Raw genomic sequence first — 16,367 nt, 5'->3', positions numbered from 1 at the left:
TTCACTGCGTGCCCGCCTGTGAGGATTGCACTCGGCATCAGCTACAGCGGCAGCGGCTACGAAGGCTGGCAGAGCCAGCTTTCGGGCAACACGGTGCAGGACAAGCTGGAACTGGCGCTCGGTAAATTCGCCGCCCAGCCCATCCGCACCCTGTGCGCCGGCCGTACCGACGCCGGCGTGCATGGACTGATGCAGGTCGTGCACTTTGACACCCTCCTGCAGCGCGACATCGCCTCCTGGGTGCGCGGCACCAATGCCTTTTTGCCACCTGATATCGCGGTGCAATGGGCGCGCGAGGTTCCTGACGAATTCCATTGCCGCGGCAGCGCCATCGCGCGCCGCTATGCCTATGTGGTGCTGGAGTCGCCGGTGCGCCCCAGCGTGGAAGCCGGGCGCGTCGGCTGGGTCTACCGGCCGCTGGACGAATCGGCCATGCGGCAGGCCATCACGCACCTGCTGGGCGAGCACGATTTCAGTTCCTTCCGCGCCGCCCAGTGCCAGGCCAAATCCCCGGTCAAAACCATCAAACGTATCGAGATTTCGCAGCGTGGCGTACCGGGCGCGCGCTACTGGCGCTTCGAGTTTGAAGCCAACGCCTTTTTGCACCACATGATCCGTAACATCATGGGCTGCCTGGTGGCCATAGGCCAGGGAAACTACCCGCCGGACTGGCTGGCAGGCGTGATGGCCGCACGCAGCCGCGATGCCGCCGCGCCCACTTTCTCACCAGACGGCCTGTATTTTCTGGGGCCGGTCTATGAAGACCACTATGGCCTCCCAAGCCGCACCGCGGCCTATGATTGGTTGCCATGACGCCAGCCCCCAGCATCCGCACCCGCATCAAGATCTGCGGCCTGACCCGCGAAGAAGACGTGGACGCCGCCGTGGCGGCCGGCGTGGATGCTGTCGGCTTTGTGATGTACGAGGCCAGCCAGCGTTATGTCACGGCCGAACGGGCCGCGGAACTGGCCCGCCGCCTGCCGCCTTTCATCACGCCGGTGCTGCTCTTCGTCAACGCGCCGGCCGAGAAAATCAGCGCCGCCTGCGCCCTCATCCCCAACGCTTTGCTGCAATTCCATGGGGACGAGACCCCCGAGACCTGTCTGGCTGCCGGCCGGCCCTTCATGCGCGCGGCGCGCATTCCTCTGGGTGAAAAAGCAGACGAAACCACCCCGGGCTTCCCAGGCGGCTTTGATCTCGTAAAATACGCCCAGGACTTCAAGGCCGCACAAGCCATCCTGCTCGACGCCCATGTCGAGGGATACGGCGGCGGCGGGAAAACATTCAATTGGTCACTTCTTCCTCCAAACGTCAGCGCTCACCTCGTTTTGTCTGGTGGATTGACGCCTGCAAACGTGATCGATGGCATTTCGCAAGTCAGGCCGCGTTGCACAACGCTGGCCGTTGATGTCAGTTCCGGCGTCGAGATTTCAAAAGGAATCAAAAGCGCCGACAAAATCAACCAGTTCGTCGCGGCCGTTCGTGCCGCCGACGAGTTACTTGCAAAGAGTCCCCATCATGTACGAGTACCACCAGCCTGACGTTTCAGGCCATTTCGGAATTTACGGCGGCAGTTTTGTTTCGGAAACGCTGACCCATGCGATCAACGAGCTCAAAGACGCCTACGCGAAATACCAGCACGACCCCGAGTTCATCGCCGAATTCCATTCCGAGCTGAAGCATTTCGTCGGCCGCCCCTCGCCGATCTACCACGCCGCGCGCATGAGCCGCGAGCAAGGCGGCGCACAGATCTACCTCAAGCGCGAGGACCTCAACCACACCGGCGCGCACAAGATCAACAACACCATAGGCCAGGCCATGCTGGCGCGCCGCATGGGCAAGCCGCGCGTCATCGCCGAAACCGGCGCCGGCCAGCACGGCGTGGCCACCGCCACGATCTGCGCGCGCTACGGCCTGGAGTGCGTGGTCTACATGGGCAGCGAAGACGTCAAGCGCCAGAGCCCCAACGTCTACCGCATGAACCTGCTGGGCGCCACCGTGGTGCCGGTTGAAAGCGGCAGCAAGACGCTCAAGGACGCGCTCAACGAGGCCATGCGCGACTGGGTCGCCAACGTGGACAACACCTTCTACATCATCGGCACCGTGGCCGGCCCGCACCCCTACCCCATGATGGTCCGCGACTTCCAGAGCGTGATCGGCGCCGAATGCCTGCAGCAAATGCCGGAATTCATCGGCAACAAGCAACCCGACGCGGTGATCGCCTGCGTGGGCGGTGGCAGCAATGCCATGGGCATCTTCCACCCCTACATCCAGCACGCCAAAACCCGCCTGATAGGCGTCGAAGCGGCCGGCGAAGGCCTGGAAAGCGGCAAGCACTCGGCCTCGCTGCAACGCGGCCTGCCCGGCGTGCTGCACGGCAACCGCACCTACGTGCTGCAAAACGAGGACGGCCAGGTCACCGAGACGCACAGCATCAGCGCCGGGCTCGACTACCCCGGCGTCGGCCCGGAACACGCCTTCCTCAAGGACATAGGCCGCGCCGAATACGTGGGCATCACCGACAAGGAAGCGCTGGAGGCCTTCCACTACCTGTGCCGCACCGAAGGCATCATTCCCGCGCTCGAATCCAGCCACGCCGTGGCCTGCGCCATGAAAATGGCGCGCAGCATGCGCAGCGACCAGAGCCTGCTCGTCAACCTCTCGGGGCGGGGCGACAAGGACATCGGCACGGTGGCCGACCTGTCAGGCGCCGATTTCTACGACCGGCCGTCGATGCGAGGCCTGTCCGTCAAGGGCGGCGGCGCGGCATTGGCGGCGTCCTTCGACGCCAGCGGCGCCAAGGGCAGCGGGGTGCAATCATGAGCCGCATCGCCTCCACTTTCTCCACCCTCAAAAGCCAGGGCCGCAAGGCCTTGATCCCCTACGTCACCGCAGGCTTCCCGTTCGCCGACGTGACGCCCGAGCTGATGCACGCCATGGTGGCCGGCGGCGCCGACGTGATCGAGCTGGGCGTGCCGTTTTCCGACCCCAGCGCCGACGGCCCGGTAATCCAGAAGGCTGGCGACAAAGCCCTGTCCTTCGGCACCGGCCTGGCCCAGGTGCTGGAGATGGTGCGCCAGTTCCGCGCCAAGGACAGCGCCACGCCTGTTGTGTTGATGGGCTATGCCAACCCGGTGGAGCGCTACGACATCAAGCACGGCGGCAGCAAGACCGAAAGCGCCTTCATCCGTGATGCCGCGCAGGCCGGTGTGGACGGCGTGCTGATCGTTGACTACCCGCCCGAGGAATGCGTGGAATTTGCCGCGCGGCTGCGCGCCCACGGCATGGACCTGATCTTTCTGCTGGCACCCACCAGCACCGACGCGCGCATGGCCCAGGTCGCCGAAGTGGCCAGCGGCTATGTCTACTACGTCTCGCTCAAGGGCGTGACGGGCGCCGGCACGCTGGACGTGGACGCCGTCGAGGCCATGCTGCCGCGCATTCGCAAACATGTGAATGTGCCTGTGGGCGTGGGCTTCGGCATCCGCGACGCGGCCACGGCAAAGGCCATCGGCAAGGTGGCCGATGCCGTGGTCATAGGCAGCAAGATCATCCAGCTGATCGAAAACCAGCCGCGGGACCAGGTCGCGGCCGTGGCCCAGGCATTTTTGCGGGAAATCCGTACTGCTTTGGACTGACTTTCAAGCGGGCCGGCGCCCGGCGGAACACCGGGCAAACCGGCGCATAATTGCGCTTTTCGCCCGGCAAGGCCTCAGGCGCTGCCCGACACCACAAGGACTGACTTCATGTCTTGGCTAGAAAAACTTCTCCCCCCCAAAATCAGCCCCACCGACCCGACGGAACGCCGCCAGGTGCCCGAGGGCCTGTGGATCAAATGCCCCAGCTGCGAAGCGGTGCTCTACAAGACCGACCTGGAAAAGAACCAGAACGTCTGCCCGCAGTGCAGCCACCACCACCGCATAGGCGCGCGCGCCCGGCTGGACGCCTTCCTGGACCCGGAAGGCCGCTACGAACTCGGCCAGGAAGTGCTGCCGGTCGATGCCCTCAAGTTCAAGGACAGCCGCAAATACCCCGAGCGCCTGAAGGAAGCCCTGGAAAACACCCAGGAAACCGACGCGCTGATCGTCATGGGCGGCGCGGTGCACAGCATAGGCGTGGTCGTGGCCTGCTTTGAATTCGACTTCATGGGCGGCAGCATGGGCAGCGTGGTGGGCGAGCGCTTTGTGCGCGGCGTGCATGCGGCTATCGAGCAAAAAGTGCCCTTCATCTGCTTTACCGCCACCGGCGGCGCGCGCATGCAGGAAGGCCTTTTGAGCCTCATGCAAATGGCCAAAACCAATGCCGCCCTGACCCGCCTGGCCAAAAAAGGCCTGCCTTACATCAGCGTGCTGACCGACCCGACCATGGGCGGGGTGAGTGCCGGCTTCGCTTTTGTCGGTGACGTGGTCATCGCCGAGCCCAAAGCCCTGATCGGTTTTGCCGGCCCGCGCGTCATTGAATCCACCGTGCGCGTGACGCTGCCGGAAGGCTTCCAGCGCGCCGAATTCCTGCAGACCAAGGGCGCGATCGACTTCATCTGCGACCGCCGCGAACTGCGCAAAACCGTCGCCAACTCTCTGGCCATGCTGCTCAGGCAGCCGGCGGACGCCGTCAGCTAAGGACGCCGCAGTCCTCTTGCATTTGCGGCGTCAAGCCTCCCCGAAAACCCCTTGAGCCCGGCGTATTAGGCGCATGAAATATTCGCGGCCCGGGGAGCGTGGGATGATGTGGCTCACTGCAATCCAAGCGCGATGAGACCATGCCCGAAGCCCTGACGCTGAGTTCCCTTCCCCTTTTCCCGCTGGGCGCGGTGCTGTTTCCAGGCGGTGTTTTACCGCTGCGCATTTTTGAAGTGCGCTACCTCGACATGATCGGCAAGTGCCACAAGGCGGGCGCCCCTTTTGGCGTGGTGTCGCTCACGGAAGGCTCGGAAGTGCGCCGCCCCGCCGATACTGGTCCCACGGGCGACGGCTTCGCGCACGAGGCTTTCAACAGCATCGGCACCCTGGCCACCATCACCGAATTTTCCATACCGCAGCCGGGCCTCATGGTCATACGCTGCGTGGGCGCGCAGCGCTTTGAAATCTCGCGCCGTGAAAAACTCAAGCACGGACTGTGGATCGCCGACGTTACCCGGCTGGAAGACGACCAGCCCGTGAGTATCCCGCCTGACCTGCAGGGCACATCCGATGCGCTGGGCAAGCTGATCAAAAGCCTGCAGCAACGCGAGGTGCCGCAGCCACAGATGCCGCTGCTGTCGCCTTACCGCCTGGACGACTGCGGCTGGGTCGCCAACCGCTGGTGCGAATTGCTGCCTATGCCGGTGGAACTCAAGCAACGCCTGATGCAGCTCGACAACCCCTTGATGCGGCTGGAGCTGGTGAGCGACATCCTCGAGCGCACCGGTATTGCGCTGTAAGCGCTGCCAAACACGCCTTTTCGGGCGGCCGCGTCAAAACGCCCCCGTAAAAACTTAAAATCAGCGATTCGGCGCTTTTCAGGCCTTCCACCCAAGGCGGGGCGCCCGACACCTTTTGATCTCTTTTCCGGAAACACCGACCTTATGTCCATCCAGCCGACTTCGCCCGCCACCGGCAGCGCCGCACCCGCCCCACAAGATGAAAACCAGTTGATCATCGAGCGCCGCGAAAAGCTCAAAGCCCTGCGCAAGAACCAGGCGGACGGCAAGGGCGTGGCTTTTCCCAACGACGTCAAGCCGACGCATCGCGCCGGCGCGCTGTTCGAGCAATACGACGGCAAGACCAAGGAAGAACTCGACGAACTGGCGCTCAAGGTACACGTCGCGGGCCGCATGATGCTCAAGCGCGTGATGGGCAAGGCCAGCTTCGCCACCATCCAGGACGCGTCGCTGGGCGCTTCGAACGGCCGCATCCAGCTCTACATCAACAACGAAGGCGTGGGCGAGGAAGTGCACGGCGCCTTCAAGCACTGGGACCTGGGCGACATCATCGAGGCCACCGGCACGCTGTTCCGTACCAAGACCGGCGAACTCTCGGTCAATGCCGACGGCATCCGGCTGGTCACAAAAAGCCTGCGCCCACTGCCCGACAAGTTTCACGGCATGGCCGACCAGGAGGTCAAGTACCGCCAGCGTTATGTGGACCTGATCATGGACCCGGAAGCGCGCAAGCGCTTTATATCGCGCAGCAAGGCCGTCAGCAGCATCCGTGAATTCATGATCGCCAACGAGTTCCTCGAAGTCGAGACGCCGATGCTGCACCCCATCCCGGGCGGCGCCAACGCCAAACCCTTCAAGACGCACCACAACGCGCTCGACCAGGAAATGTTTTTGCGCATCGCGCCCGAGCTTTACCTCAAGCGCCTCATCGTCGGCGGCTTCGAGCGCGTGTTCGAAATCAACCGCAGCTACCGCAACGAAGGCATCAGCGTTCGCCACAACCCCGAGTTCACCATGATGGAGTTCTACGCCGCGTGGTGGAACTACTCGGACCTGATGACGTTCACCGAAGCGCTGATTCGCGACGTGGCCCAGAAGGTCACCGGCTCGCTACAGCTGACCTACGGCGAAAAACCCGTGGACCTCAGCCAGCCTTTTGAGCGCCTGACCATCCGCGAGGCCATCGTCAAGCACACCGAAGCCGGCGAGCACGTGGACGACACCGCGTGGCTGACCAACGCGCTGCGCAAGCTCGGCATGAACGAGGAAAAAGACCGCCTCGGGGCCCGCTCGCTGGCCAGCCTGCAGGTGCTGTACTTCGAAGAACTGGTCGAAGAAAAACTCTGGCAGCCGACCTTCATCATGGAGCACCCTACGGAAATCTCCCCGCTGGCGCGCGCCAACGACAGCCGGCCCGAGGTGACCGAGCGTTTTGAGCTCTACATCACCGGCCGCGAATTCGGCAACGGCTTCAGCGAACTCAACGACGCCGAAGAGCAGGCCGCCCGCTTCAACGCCCAGGTCGCGGCCAAGGACAGCGGCGACGACGAAGCCATGTTCTACGACCACGACTTCGTGCGCGCCCTCGAATACGGCATGCCGCCCACCGGCGGCTGCGGCGTGGGCATTGACCGCCTGATGATGCTGCTGACCGACAGCCCTAGCATTCGCGACGTGATCTTGTTCCCCGCCCTCCGCCGCGAGGCCTGAAGCGCAAGCGGTAGGGCGTCTGGCCTGAATTCCTGATGGCCGATGCCTTCCCCCTGAAATACCTCGCCGGGTACCCCGAAAACCTGCGGACCCAGGTGCAGCAATTGCTGGATCAGAGACGGCTGGGCGAGGTGCTGCTCGCCAAATACCCCCAGGGCCACGGCGTGCGAACCGACAGGGCGCTGTACGACTACGTCATGGCGCTCAAGAGCGATTTCCTGCGCAGTTCCGAGCCCCTGTCCAAGGTGGCCTTCGACAGCAAGCTCCACGTGATCGCACACGCGCTGGGCACGCACACGACAGTGTCACGCGTACAGGGCAACAAGCTCAAGGCCAAACGCGAGATCCGCGTCGCCACGCTGTTCAAGGACGTGCCCGTGGAGTTCCTGCGCATGATCACGGTCCATGAGCTGGCCCACATCAAGGAGAAAGCCCACGACAAGGCTTTCTACCAGCTGTGCACGCACATGGAGCCGCAGTATCACCAGTATGAGTTTGACCTGCGGGTCTACCTCACGCACGTGGACGTGGTGGGCAAGCTGGCCTGGCCTGGAAGCCAGGCGGCCTGAGGTTCAGGAGCCCGCAGGCTGCGGCATCAGGGAATCAACCCCACCGCATGCATATACGCCGGCTGCACCATCAACTCATCCCAGCCAAACGCCCTGCCCTGCGGCAGCAGCGCCAGCCGCCGCAGCTCGCTGGCTTCCATGGCTTCCCACTGGCCCTTGAGCAGTGCTTCGGACATGCCGTCCAGCAGTTCGTCGACCGGCTGGCCCTCGCCCACCGACTGGTTGCACAGCAGCACCATGTCGCAGCCGGCATTCAGCGCGGTGACGGCCGCCTCGGTGTAGCTGACTTCCTGGCCATCGATCAGGCGGGCGCCGGCCATGCTGAGGTCGTCGCTGAAAATCGCGCCGCCAAAGCCTAGCTGGCTGCGCAGGATGAAGTTCAGCCACTGGCTGGAGAAACCGGCCGGCCTGGCGTCGACCTTGGGGTAAATCACATGGGCGGGCATGACGCTGGTGAGCGTGGTGTTGAGCCAGCCGTAGGGCGCGGCGTCGTCGGCCAGGATGGCTTTGAGGCTTCGCTTGTCGATGGGGATGTCGGTGTGGGAATCGGCTTTGACAAAACCGTGGCCGGGAAAGTGTTTGCCGCAGTTGGCGACGCCGGCTTGCAGCAAGCCGTGCATCAGGCTTTTGGCCAGCAGCGTGACGACGCGCGGGTCGCGGCCGAAGGCGCGGTCACCGATCACGCCGCTTTCGCCGTAGTCCAGATCCAGCACAGGCGTGAAGCTGAAATCGACGCCGCAAGCGCGCAGTTCAGCACCCAGCACATAGCCGCAGGCAGTCGCGGCATTGGTGGCGGCCAGTTGGTCTTTCATCCACAACAGGCCCAGCTCGCGCATGGGCGGCAGGTGGGTGAAGCCGTCGGTTTTAAAGCGCTGCACGCGCCCGCCTTCGTGGTCCACGCAGATCAGCAAGTCCTCGCGGATGTCCTTGATCTCGGCGCACAGGTCGGACAGTTGCCGGCGGTCTTTCCAGTTGCGGGCGAACAGGATGATGCCGCCGGTCAGCGGGTGTTTCAAACGCCGGCGGTCGGCCTTGGTGAGCGAGAAACCGTCGATGTCGATGATGAGGGGGGCGTGCTGGGTCATAAGGAAATCCGGGAAGTTGGGATCAGGAGAGCTTTTCCACCACGCAGAAACTGGCGGCGTAATCGGTCTCGTCGGTCACGGTGACGTGGGCGGTGAGCTGGCGCGCCTCGAACCAGGCTTTGAGGGCGCCGTGCAGAACGATTTCGGGCTTGCCGCTGGCGGCCTTGGCGATTTCACAGGAGCGCCAGGTCATGGGCATGCGCATGCCCATGCCGATCGCCTTGCTGAAGGCCTCCTTGGCGGAAAAACGGGTGGCCAGGTAGCTGACGCCGCGGTCGGGCCAGCGCGCGCTGCGTTCTTTCCAGGTGGCGAGTTCACCGTCAGCCAGGATTTTTCTGGCAAACCGCTCACCGTGCTTTTCCAGGCTGGCGCGGATGCGGCGTATGTCGCAAATATCAGTACCGATACCGTAGATCATGCGGGTGCGAACGCCCGGTCTATGCAACTCAGGTAGCTCCTGACGGTGGCGGCGTAGCCCAGCTCCAGCGCGTCGGCAATCAGCGCATGGCCTATGGACACTTCCAGCACGCCGGGCACCTCGCGCACAAACTCGGTGAGGTTGTCGCGGTTCAGGTCGTGGCCGGCATTGATGCCCAGGCCGGCTGCAGCGGCCGCCTGCCCCGCGCGGGTGAAGCGGGCCAGCACCTCGGCCTTGTCGGGGCCCGCCCAGGCGCGCGCATAGGTTTCCGTATAGAACTCCACGCGGTCGGCGCCCACGGCTTTGGCGGCCGCCATCGCTTCCGGGACCGGGTCCATGAAGAGGCTGACGCGCACACGGCGGTCATGCACCTGCTGGATCAGGGGCCGCAGGCGCTCGGCATCCTCGGGAAAGTTCCAGCCGTGGTCGCTGGTGAACTGGTCTTCACTGTCGGGCACGAAGGTGCACTGGTGCAGCGGCAGGCCGCGGGCCGCCAGGTCGTGTACAAAACCCATGAGGTTCTGGAAAGGATTGCCTTCAATGTTGAATTCGCGATCCGGCCAGTCCTTCATCAGCGCCGCGAGTTCAAAGACGTCGTCGGGGCGGATGTGCCGTTCGTCGGGCCGAGGGTGCACCGTGATGCCCTGGGCGCCGGCCTCCAGGCACAGCTCGGCGGCGCGGCGCACGCTGGGAATATCCAGGTGGCGGGTGTTGCGCAGCAGCGCGACCTTGTTGACGTTGACCGACAAAGCCGTCTTGTGGAATGCGTTGGGAACGAGGGGAGCGGGTGAAAGGAGTTTCATGGCGGTGGCTCGTTAAAAAGCTTGCAGGTCCATCATCATCTGCCGGGTTTTCAGGACCTTCACGCCGCAATGGTAGTGCAGCAAGGCGCGCAACTGGGTTTTAAGCTCATTGAAGCCGGGGATACAGGCCCGCACGGTGTCGGAAAACAAGGCCTCGTCGCCCAGCGCCTGCTGCAAGGCCTGCCATTGCCCGCCGGGCAGGCTGACGCGGTCGTCGTCATGCGCCTGCCGCAGGCCCGCCTCGGGCACCAGCACATAGAGGGTCTCCGGGTCCAGCGGCGCCAGCGTGGCTGTTTCGGCGTCCAGCAGGGGCAAGAGGCCAATGTCGCGCAGCAAGCGCAGCTCAAAGGCGCGCAAGGCCAGCTGCAGTGTCTCGGCGCTCTGCGCGGCGATCAGTTGCACCGTGGCGGCGTAGGCGTCGAACAGCACCGGGTGCGGGTCGTCCCGCGCCATCAGGCGCATGAGCAATTCGTTGAGGTAATACCCCGACAGCAACGCATCGCCGGTCGGCATCACATGGCCGCCCTGCCATTCGGCGCTCTTGAGGGTGCGGATTTCCGCATCGCCGCCGAAAGCGATGTGCAGCGGCTGCAAAGGCAGCAAGATAGGCCGGAAACTGGAACTGGGCTTTTTCGCGCCCCGCGCCACCAGCGCTACCCGACCGTACTTGCGGGTGAACACCTCCAGGATCAGGCTGGACTCGCTCCAGTCGTAGCGGTGCAGGACGTAGGCGGGTTCATCGCCTATACGTTTAGTAGCCATGACGGGACGTCAGAAAAAAAACCAACAACTCTTCGTCACGTCAGCGAACCAAGGCAAGCAAGGGCTGCGGAACCGGCTTTGCCGGGCCGCAGGCGCAGCGCCCCCTCGGGGGGCAGCGCATTACACGTAGCCGAAGGCGAAGTGAAAAGCGTGGGGGCTCTATTCATACCCGAATGTCTTGACTCTGGCCTCATCGTCCGCCCAGCCCGAGCGCACCTTGACCCAGATCTCCAGGAACACCTTGCCGCCCGTGAGGGTCTCGAGCTCATGCCGGGCCTCTGTGCCTATGCGTTTGAGCTTTTCGCCCTTCTCGCCAATGATCATGCCCTTGTGGCCGTCGCGCTCGACCACGATGGTTGCGGCAATCTTGCGCAGGGAGCCCTCTTCCTCGTACTGGTCGATGATGACGGTGGAGGTGTAAGGCAGTTCATCGCCGGTGAGGCGGAACAGCTTTTCACGGATGATCTCGGCGGCCATGAAGCGGTCGCTGCGGTCAGTCAGTTCGTCGGCGCCGTACATCCAGGGCTGGACCGGCAGGTATTTTTCGCAGATGCCGAACAGGCGTTCGATGTCCTTGGCGTTGTTGGCCGACATGGGCACGAACTCGGCGAAATTGTGCCGCTCCTGCATCTCCTTGAGCCAGGGCGCGATCTCGGCGCGCCGGTGTATCAGGTCGAACTTGTTGGCCAGCAGGATCGCGGGGGTATTTTCGGGCAGCAGCGCCAGCACCTTGGCATCGGCCTGGTTGAACTGGCCGGCCTCGACCACAAAAACGATTAAATCCACGTCGTTGACGGCGCCGACCACGGTGCGGTTCAGCGAGCGGTTCAGCGCATTGCCATGCCGTGTCTGGAAGCCCGGCGTGTCCACGAACACATATTGCGTGGCCTTGACGGTGCGCATGCCAGTGATGCGGTGGCGCGTGGTCTGGGCCTTGCGCGAGGTGATGCTGATTTTTTGCCCCACGAGTGCGTTGAGCAGCGTGGACTTGCCCACGTTGGGCTTGCCGACGATGGCGATCAGGCCGCAGCGCTGCTCGCCGGCGAGAGGCGCGGGAGCTGCGTCGGGGGCGGGCACGGCCGCGCCGCGCGAAGACAGCGCCTGCGCCAGCATGGCTTCCAGGGCATCGGGCGGCTGGACGGCCTCCAGGGCTTTGGGCTGGCGCTTTTTAGGCGCAGCCGCGGGTGTGGCTGCTGCTGCGGCGGTCGCCGGCTTTTGGGGTTCTTTTTTACCTGTACTCATAATCTTGGTGTGTTGGCCCGCAGCCCCTGGGCGGCCGCCGGCGCGGAGTCAGGAATCCAGCGTCTTGACAAACATCAGCATGGCCGCCGCGGCAGCCTGCTCTCCGGCACGGCGAGAGCCGCCTATGCCGCGCTCGGCCCGCCCGTATTCGGCGATTTCGCATTCCACGTCGAAGGTCTGCTTGTGGGCGGCGCCCATGGTGCCCACCACGCGGTAGATGGGCAGGTTCATTTTGCGCCCTTGCAACCACTCCTGCAATTCGGTCTTGGGATCCTTGCCGATGGCCTGCATCTGGGGGTTGATCTCCACGTCCTTGAAGAGGCGGTGCACCAGCCGGGCGGCCGTTTCAAAGCCCGCGTCGAGGTAGACCGCGCCTATGACGGCTTCCAGCGCATCGGCCAGGATGGACGGCCGCTTTTGACCGCCGGACTTGGCCTCGCCCTCGCCCAGCCGCACCATGTCGGGCAAGCCCAGCACCACCGCAAGCTTGTGCAGGGTGTCCTGCTTGACCAGGTTGGCGCGCACGCGTGAAAGATCGCCCTCGGGCAACTCACTCAGTTGCTCATAGAGCAAACCGGCGACCGCCAGGTTCAGGACGGAATCGCCCAGGAATTCGATGCGCTCGTTGTGGTCGGACGAAAAGCTGCGGTGCGTCAGCGCCTGCTGCAGCAGCTTGGGGTTGGAGAACTCATGCTCCAGGCGCTTTTGCAACGCCGGCAGGCCTGGGCTTGATGGGGCGCTGGCTCGCACTTATTTGGATTTGCCGTTGTACTTGAGCAGCAAAAAGGCGGGGCCGGCCATGTGGATTTCACGGGTGTAAGCGAACGCCACCACGGTTTTGTCGCCTTCCTTGGTGATTTCCAGGTCTTTGCCGGTGATCGACTTGATGTCGTCAATCTGCGCCGACTTGTCGAAAAGGGTTCTGACCTCGACCACGGTGCTGCCTTCCTTGGCCCTGTTGACAGCCTTGGTGATGTTCTGGAGTTCAATCAATGTCGGCAGGACCTGGGCGGCCAGAATGCCGGCGCAGACCAGGAAGACGCACACAAACAGAAGGCCGATGAAGGAAATACCGCGTTGCTGACGTTTCATTTTTTCTCCTGCTCTGATTAGAAAGTATGACGGCTTCCGGCCTGGGCCGCGTTGCCGCCCGCGCCGGTTATTCGAAAGAGCCGATACGTTTGAGGTTGCCGAAATTCATCCAGACAAAAAAGGCCTTGCCCACGATGTTTTTCTCGGGGACAAATCCCCAATACCGGGAGTCCAGCGAATTGTCACGGTTGTCGCCCATCATGAAGTACTGCCCCTCGGGCACCTTGCAGACCATGCCCTCGCTACTGTAACGGCAATTTTGCTTGAAGGGGAAGTCCAGCACCTCACGTTCGTCCACCCCGGCGCGCCGTGTGTCGTCATTGAGCAGGCGGTACTTTTTGCCGCCGTTGACCTCTTCGAACTGCTTGGCGTAACGCAGCACGTCCTCGTCGAAAAAGTCCGGCAGCGGCGTCTTGGGCAAGGGCTTGCCGTTGACGGTCAGCTTCTTGTTGACGTAGGCCACCTCGTCCCCGGGCACGCCGACCACACGCTTGATGTAGTCCAGGCTGGGCTTGGGCGGGTAGCGGAACACCATCACGTCGCCGCGCTGCGGGCTCTGGTTGTCGATCACCTTGATGTTCAGCACCGGCAGGCGCACGCCGTAGTGGAATTTATTGACCAGGATCAGGTCGTTGATCAGCAGGGTCGGGATCATGGAGCCCGAGGGAATCTTGAAGGGCTCAAACAGGAAGGAGCGCAGCAGGAAGACCACTACGATCACCGGAAAGAGGCCGGCGGTCCAGTCCAGCCACCAGGGCTGCATGATGAGCCGGGTCCTGGCTTCGACCAGATTGCTTTCGTTGTCGACCTGGTCTATGCCCATTTTGGACAGCTCCGCCTTCCGGCTGGCGGCGTTTTGTTCAAGCGTCGCGGCGGCCTTGTAGCGCTGCGGCAGGAAATAAAAGCGTTCTGCCAGCCAATAGATGCCGGTGACTACGGAGGCCAGGAACAGCAGCAGGGAGAAGTTGCCTTCGACGGCGCCGAAATACCAGGCGGCGCCGTAGCCCACAAATGCCGCCAGCACTGCGGCCGTGATCGTGCCCATTGCGCCGCGCATCAGTCTTCCACCTGCAAAATGGCCAGGAAGGCTTCCTGGGGTACTTCAACGGAACCGATTTGTTTCATGCGTTTTTTACCCGCTTTTTGTTTCTCTAGGAGCTTGCGCTTGCGTGAAATGTCGCCGCCGTAGCACTTGGCGATCACGTTTTTGCGGAGGGCCTTGATTGTCTCACGCGCAATAATGTTGGCTCCGATGGCCGCCTGGATCGCGACGTCGAACTGCTGGCGCGAGATGATTTCGCGCATTTTGGCCACCACGGCCCGCCCGCGGTAGGCCGACTGGCTGCGGTGGACAATGATGGACAGCGCGTCCACCTTCTCGCCGTTGAGCAGGATGTCGACCTTCACCACGTCGGAGGCCCGGAATTCCTTGAATTCGTAGTCCATGGACGCGTAGCCGCGCGAGACGGACTTGAGCTTGTCGAAGAAGTCCAGCACGATCTCGCCCAGCGGCATCTCGTAGGTCAGCATGACCTGCTTGCCGTGGTAGGCCATGTTCAGCTGGACGCCGCGCTTCTGGTTGGCCAGCGTCATGACGGCGCCGACATAGTCCTGCGGCATATAGAGATGCACGGTGACGATGGGCTCGCGGATCTCGTTGACTTTTCCACCGTCCGGAATTTTGGACGGGTTCTCGACCTTGATGGTCTGGCCGTCGGACTGAAGCACTTCATACACCACGCTGGGCGCCGTCGTGATCAGATCCTGGTCGAACTCCCGCTCCAGCCGCTCCTGGACGATCTCCATATGCAGCAATCCCAGGAAACCGCAGCGAAAGCCGAAGCCCAGCGCTTCGCTGACTTCCGGCTCGTAATGCAGCGAAGCGTCGTTGAGCTTGAGTTTTTCCAACGCGTCGCGCAGGGATTCGTATTCGCTGGCTTCGGACGGATACAGGCCGGCAAAGACCGCGGGCTGAATTTCCTTGAAGCCGGGCAGCGCCTCGGTGGCGGTGAAAGCCGCGCCGCCCGTGCCGGCCTTGATCAGCGTGACGGTGTCGCCCACACGGGCGGCCTGCAGCTCCTTGATGCCGGCAATCACAAAGCCCACTTCGCCAGACTCCAGCGCCTGGCGCGGCTCGGTGTGCGGCGTGAAGACCCCCAGCTGTTCGGCGTTGTACATGGCCTCGCTGGCCATCAGCTTGATGCGGTCGCCCCTGGCGAGCCGGCCGTCCACCACGCGCACCAGCATGACCACGCCCACATAGGCGTCGTACCAGCTGTCGATGATCATGGCGCGCAGCGGGCCGTCGGGGTTGCCCTTGGGCGGCGGAATCCTGGCGACGACGGCCTCCAGGATTTCGTCGATGCCCATGCCGGTCTTGGCGCTGCAGGGAATCGCGTCGGTCGCGTCGATGCCGATCACTTCCTCGATTTCCTGCTTGGCGTTCTCCGGGTCGGCTTGCGGCAAATCCATCTTGTTGAGCACCGGCACGACTTCGACGCCGAGGTCCAGCGCGGTGTAGCAGTTGGCGACGGTCTGCGCTTCCACGCCCTGGCTCGCGTCCACCACCAGCAGCGCGCCCTCGCATGCGGACAGCGAGCGGCTCACTTCATAAGAGAAGTCGACGTGGCCCGGCGTGTCGATCAGGTTGAGGTTGTAAACCTCGCCGTTGAGTGCCTTGTATTTAAGCGCGGCGGTCTGCGCCTTGATGGTTATCCCACGTTCTTTTTCGATATCCATCGAATCCAGAACCTGCGCGCTCATCTCGCGGTCCTGCAAACCGCCGCAGCGCTGGATGAGCCGATCGGCCAAGGTGGACTTGCCGTGATCGATGTGCGCAATGATCGAAAAATTTCTGATGTGATTCATCAACGAGAACGCCTAAGTACTTGAAAGTATTGCGAAGAGATTGGACTCAATTCGCGAGGGGCCATAAAAAAGGGCGCGTCGATTGCGACGCGCCCTGAACCAACAATCTATGGCAACTGCGATAGTTGGAACTTCATTGTAGGCAAAAAGCCAGAGCCGAACAGTCCCGAAATCGCCATATTTTTGTCGTTGCAGGCTAGCAACAGGAATCTTATGCACAACTTATTCACAATTTTAAACTGCTTGTCTCTGGACAACTTGTGGGTGATCTGTGGATCAGTGGGTATTACCCAAAATTAAGATGGAAAGCGGGTCTTTGAGCTTCCCGATATATCCAAAAGGCACAGAGGCAAGCCGGTATTCTACCGAAATCCGTCCTTGACCTGTTTTATTGTGAGC

At 62.8% G+C, this 16,367-nt stretch carries 17 protein-coding genes; 8 read left to right on the top strand and 9 right to left on the bottom strand.

The genetic code is table 11. The annotated features are described in order from the left end of the window. The first annotated feature begins 18 nt into the window (after window positions 1-18). From truA to ACLV8F_RS16190, 8 genes are all read left to right on the top strand, one after another. Window positions 19-813, top strand: coding sequence for a tRNA pseudouridine(38-40) synthase TruA (truA, locus tag ACLV8F_RS16225; RefSeq protein WP_411885237.1), 795 nt, complete (start codon window positions 19-21; stop codon window positions 811-813). After that, window positions 810-1,541, top strand: a complete 732-nt coding sequence (locus tag ACLV8F_RS16220; RefSeq protein ID WP_411885236.1) for a phosphoribosylanthranilate isomerase — start codon at window positions 810-812, stop codon at window positions 1,539-1,541. Before truA ends, ACLV8F_RS16220 begins: the two co-directional genes overlap by 4 nt. Further along, window positions 1,519-2,823 carry a tryptophan synthase subunit beta gene (gene trpB / locus ACLV8F_RS16215; RefSeq protein WP_411885235.1) on the top strand — a complete coding sequence of 435 codons (1,305 nt, stop codon included), beginning with the start codon at window positions 1,519-1,521 and terminating at the stop codon, window positions 2,821-2,823. The genes ACLV8F_RS16220 and trpB overlap by 23 nt, the downstream gene beginning before the upstream one ends. Continuing rightward, window positions 2,820-3,638: a tryptophan synthase subunit alpha gene (gene trpA, locus ACLV8F_RS16210; RefSeq protein WP_411885234.1), complete on the top strand. Its 819-nt coding sequence runs from the start codon at window positions 2,820-2,822 to the stop codon at window positions 3,636-3,638. Before trpB ends, trpA begins: the two co-directional genes overlap by 4 nt. Before the next feature lie 108 nt (window positions 3,639-3,746). Then, complete coding sequence (accD, locus tag ACLV8F_RS16205; protein ID WP_411885233.1) at window positions 3,747-4,619, top strand: acetyl-CoA carboxylase, carboxyltransferase subunit beta; 873 nt, start codon at window positions 3,747-3,749, stop codon at window positions 4,617-4,619. A 140-nt stretch (window positions 4,620-4,759) separates the two neighbouring features. Continuing rightward, on the top strand, window positions 4,760-5,419 hold the full coding sequence (locus ACLV8F_RS16200) for an LON peptidase substrate-binding domain-containing protein (RefSeq protein WP_411885232.1): 660 nt from the start codon (window positions 4,760-4,762) through the stop codon (window positions 5,417-5,419). Between the two features lie 144 nt (window positions 5,420-5,563). Further along, the gene (lysS, locus tag ACLV8F_RS16195) at window positions 5,564-7,129 is read left to right on the top strand and encodes a lysine--tRNA ligase (RefSeq protein ID WP_411885231.1); all 1,566 of its coding nucleotides are present in this window, start codon (window positions 5,564-5,566) and stop codon (window positions 7,127-7,129) included. Between the two features lie 35 nt (window positions 7,130-7,164). After that, window positions 7,165-7,698 carry a YgjP-like metallopeptidase domain-containing protein gene (locus tag ACLV8F_RS16190; protein WP_411885230.1) on the top strand — a complete coding sequence of 178 codons (534 nt, stop codon included), beginning with the start codon at window positions 7,165-7,167 and terminating at the stop codon, window positions 7,696-7,698. Window positions 7,699-7,724: 26 nt separating this feature from the next. Here ACLV8F_RS16190 and nagZ read toward each other — a convergent pair whose 3' ends face one another. From nagZ to lepA, 9 genes are all read right to left on the bottom strand, one after another. After that, complete coding sequence (nagZ, locus tag ACLV8F_RS16185) at window positions 7,725-8,783, bottom strand: beta-N-acetylhexosaminidase (RefSeq protein ID WP_411885229.1); 1,059 nt, start codon at window positions 8,781-8,783, stop codon at window positions 7,725-7,727. A 22-nt stretch (window positions 8,784-8,805) separates the two neighbouring features. Further along, window positions 8,806-9,201: a holo-ACP synthase gene (acpS, locus tag ACLV8F_RS16180; protein WP_411885228.1), complete on the bottom strand. Its 396-nt coding sequence runs from the start codon at window positions 9,199-9,201 to the stop codon at window positions 8,806-8,808. Next, the gene (locus ACLV8F_RS16175) at window positions 9,198-10,004 is read right to left on the bottom strand and encodes a pyridoxine 5'-phosphate synthase (protein ID WP_411885227.1); all 807 of its coding nucleotides are present in this window, start codon (window positions 10,002-10,004) and stop codon (window positions 9,198-9,200) included. The genes acpS and ACLV8F_RS16175 overlap by 4 nt, the downstream gene beginning before the upstream one ends. A gap of 12 nt (window positions 10,005-10,016) precedes the next feature. Next, window positions 10,017-10,766 carry a DNA repair protein RecO gene (gene recO, locus ACLV8F_RS16170; protein ID WP_411885226.1) on the bottom strand — a complete coding sequence of 250 codons (750 nt, stop codon included), beginning with the start codon at window positions 10,764-10,766 and terminating at the stop codon, window positions 10,017-10,019. A gap of 159 nt (window positions 10,767-10,925) precedes the next feature. Next, a complete protein-coding gene (era, locus tag ACLV8F_RS16165) occupies window positions 10,926-11,879 on the bottom strand; it encodes a GTPase Era (protein ID WP_411885290.1) in 954 nt (317 codons plus the stop codon). Window positions 11,880-12,056: 177 nt separating this feature from the next. After that, window positions 12,057-12,758, bottom strand: a complete 702-nt coding sequence (gene rnc / locus ACLV8F_RS16160) for a ribonuclease III (RefSeq protein ID WP_411885225.1) — start codon at window positions 12,756-12,758, stop codon at window positions 12,057-12,059. Next, entirely contained in the window at window positions 12,759-13,100 is a 342-nt protein-coding gene (locus tag ACLV8F_RS16155) for a DUF4845 domain-containing protein (RefSeq protein WP_411885224.1), read from the bottom strand. It lies immediately after the preceding gene. 67 nt (window positions 13,101-13,167) lie between these two features. After that, the gene (gene lepB, locus ACLV8F_RS16150) at window positions 13,168-14,145 is read right to left on the bottom strand and encodes a signal peptidase I (RefSeq protein WP_411885223.1); all 978 of its coding nucleotides are present in this window, start codon (window positions 14,143-14,145) and stop codon (window positions 13,168-13,170) included. Between the two features lie 11 nt (window positions 14,146-14,156). Continuing rightward, window positions 14,157-15,968 (bottom strand): translation elongation factor 4, encoded by a 1,812-nt coding sequence (gene lepA, locus ACLV8F_RS16145; RefSeq protein ID WP_411885222.1) that lies wholly within the window; start codon window positions 15,966-15,968, stop codon window positions 14,157-14,159. Window positions 15,969-16,367: the final 399 nt, after the last annotated feature.

It is taken from the genome of Polaromonas sp. YR568 (assembly GCF_943369675.1).
GTDB lineage: Bacteria > Pseudomonadota > Gammaproteobacteria > Burkholderiales > Burkholderiaceae_C > Polaromonas.
The sequence above is the reverse complement of the archived record's forward strand: the minus strand, read 5'-3'. Positions and strand labels throughout refer to the sequence as shown.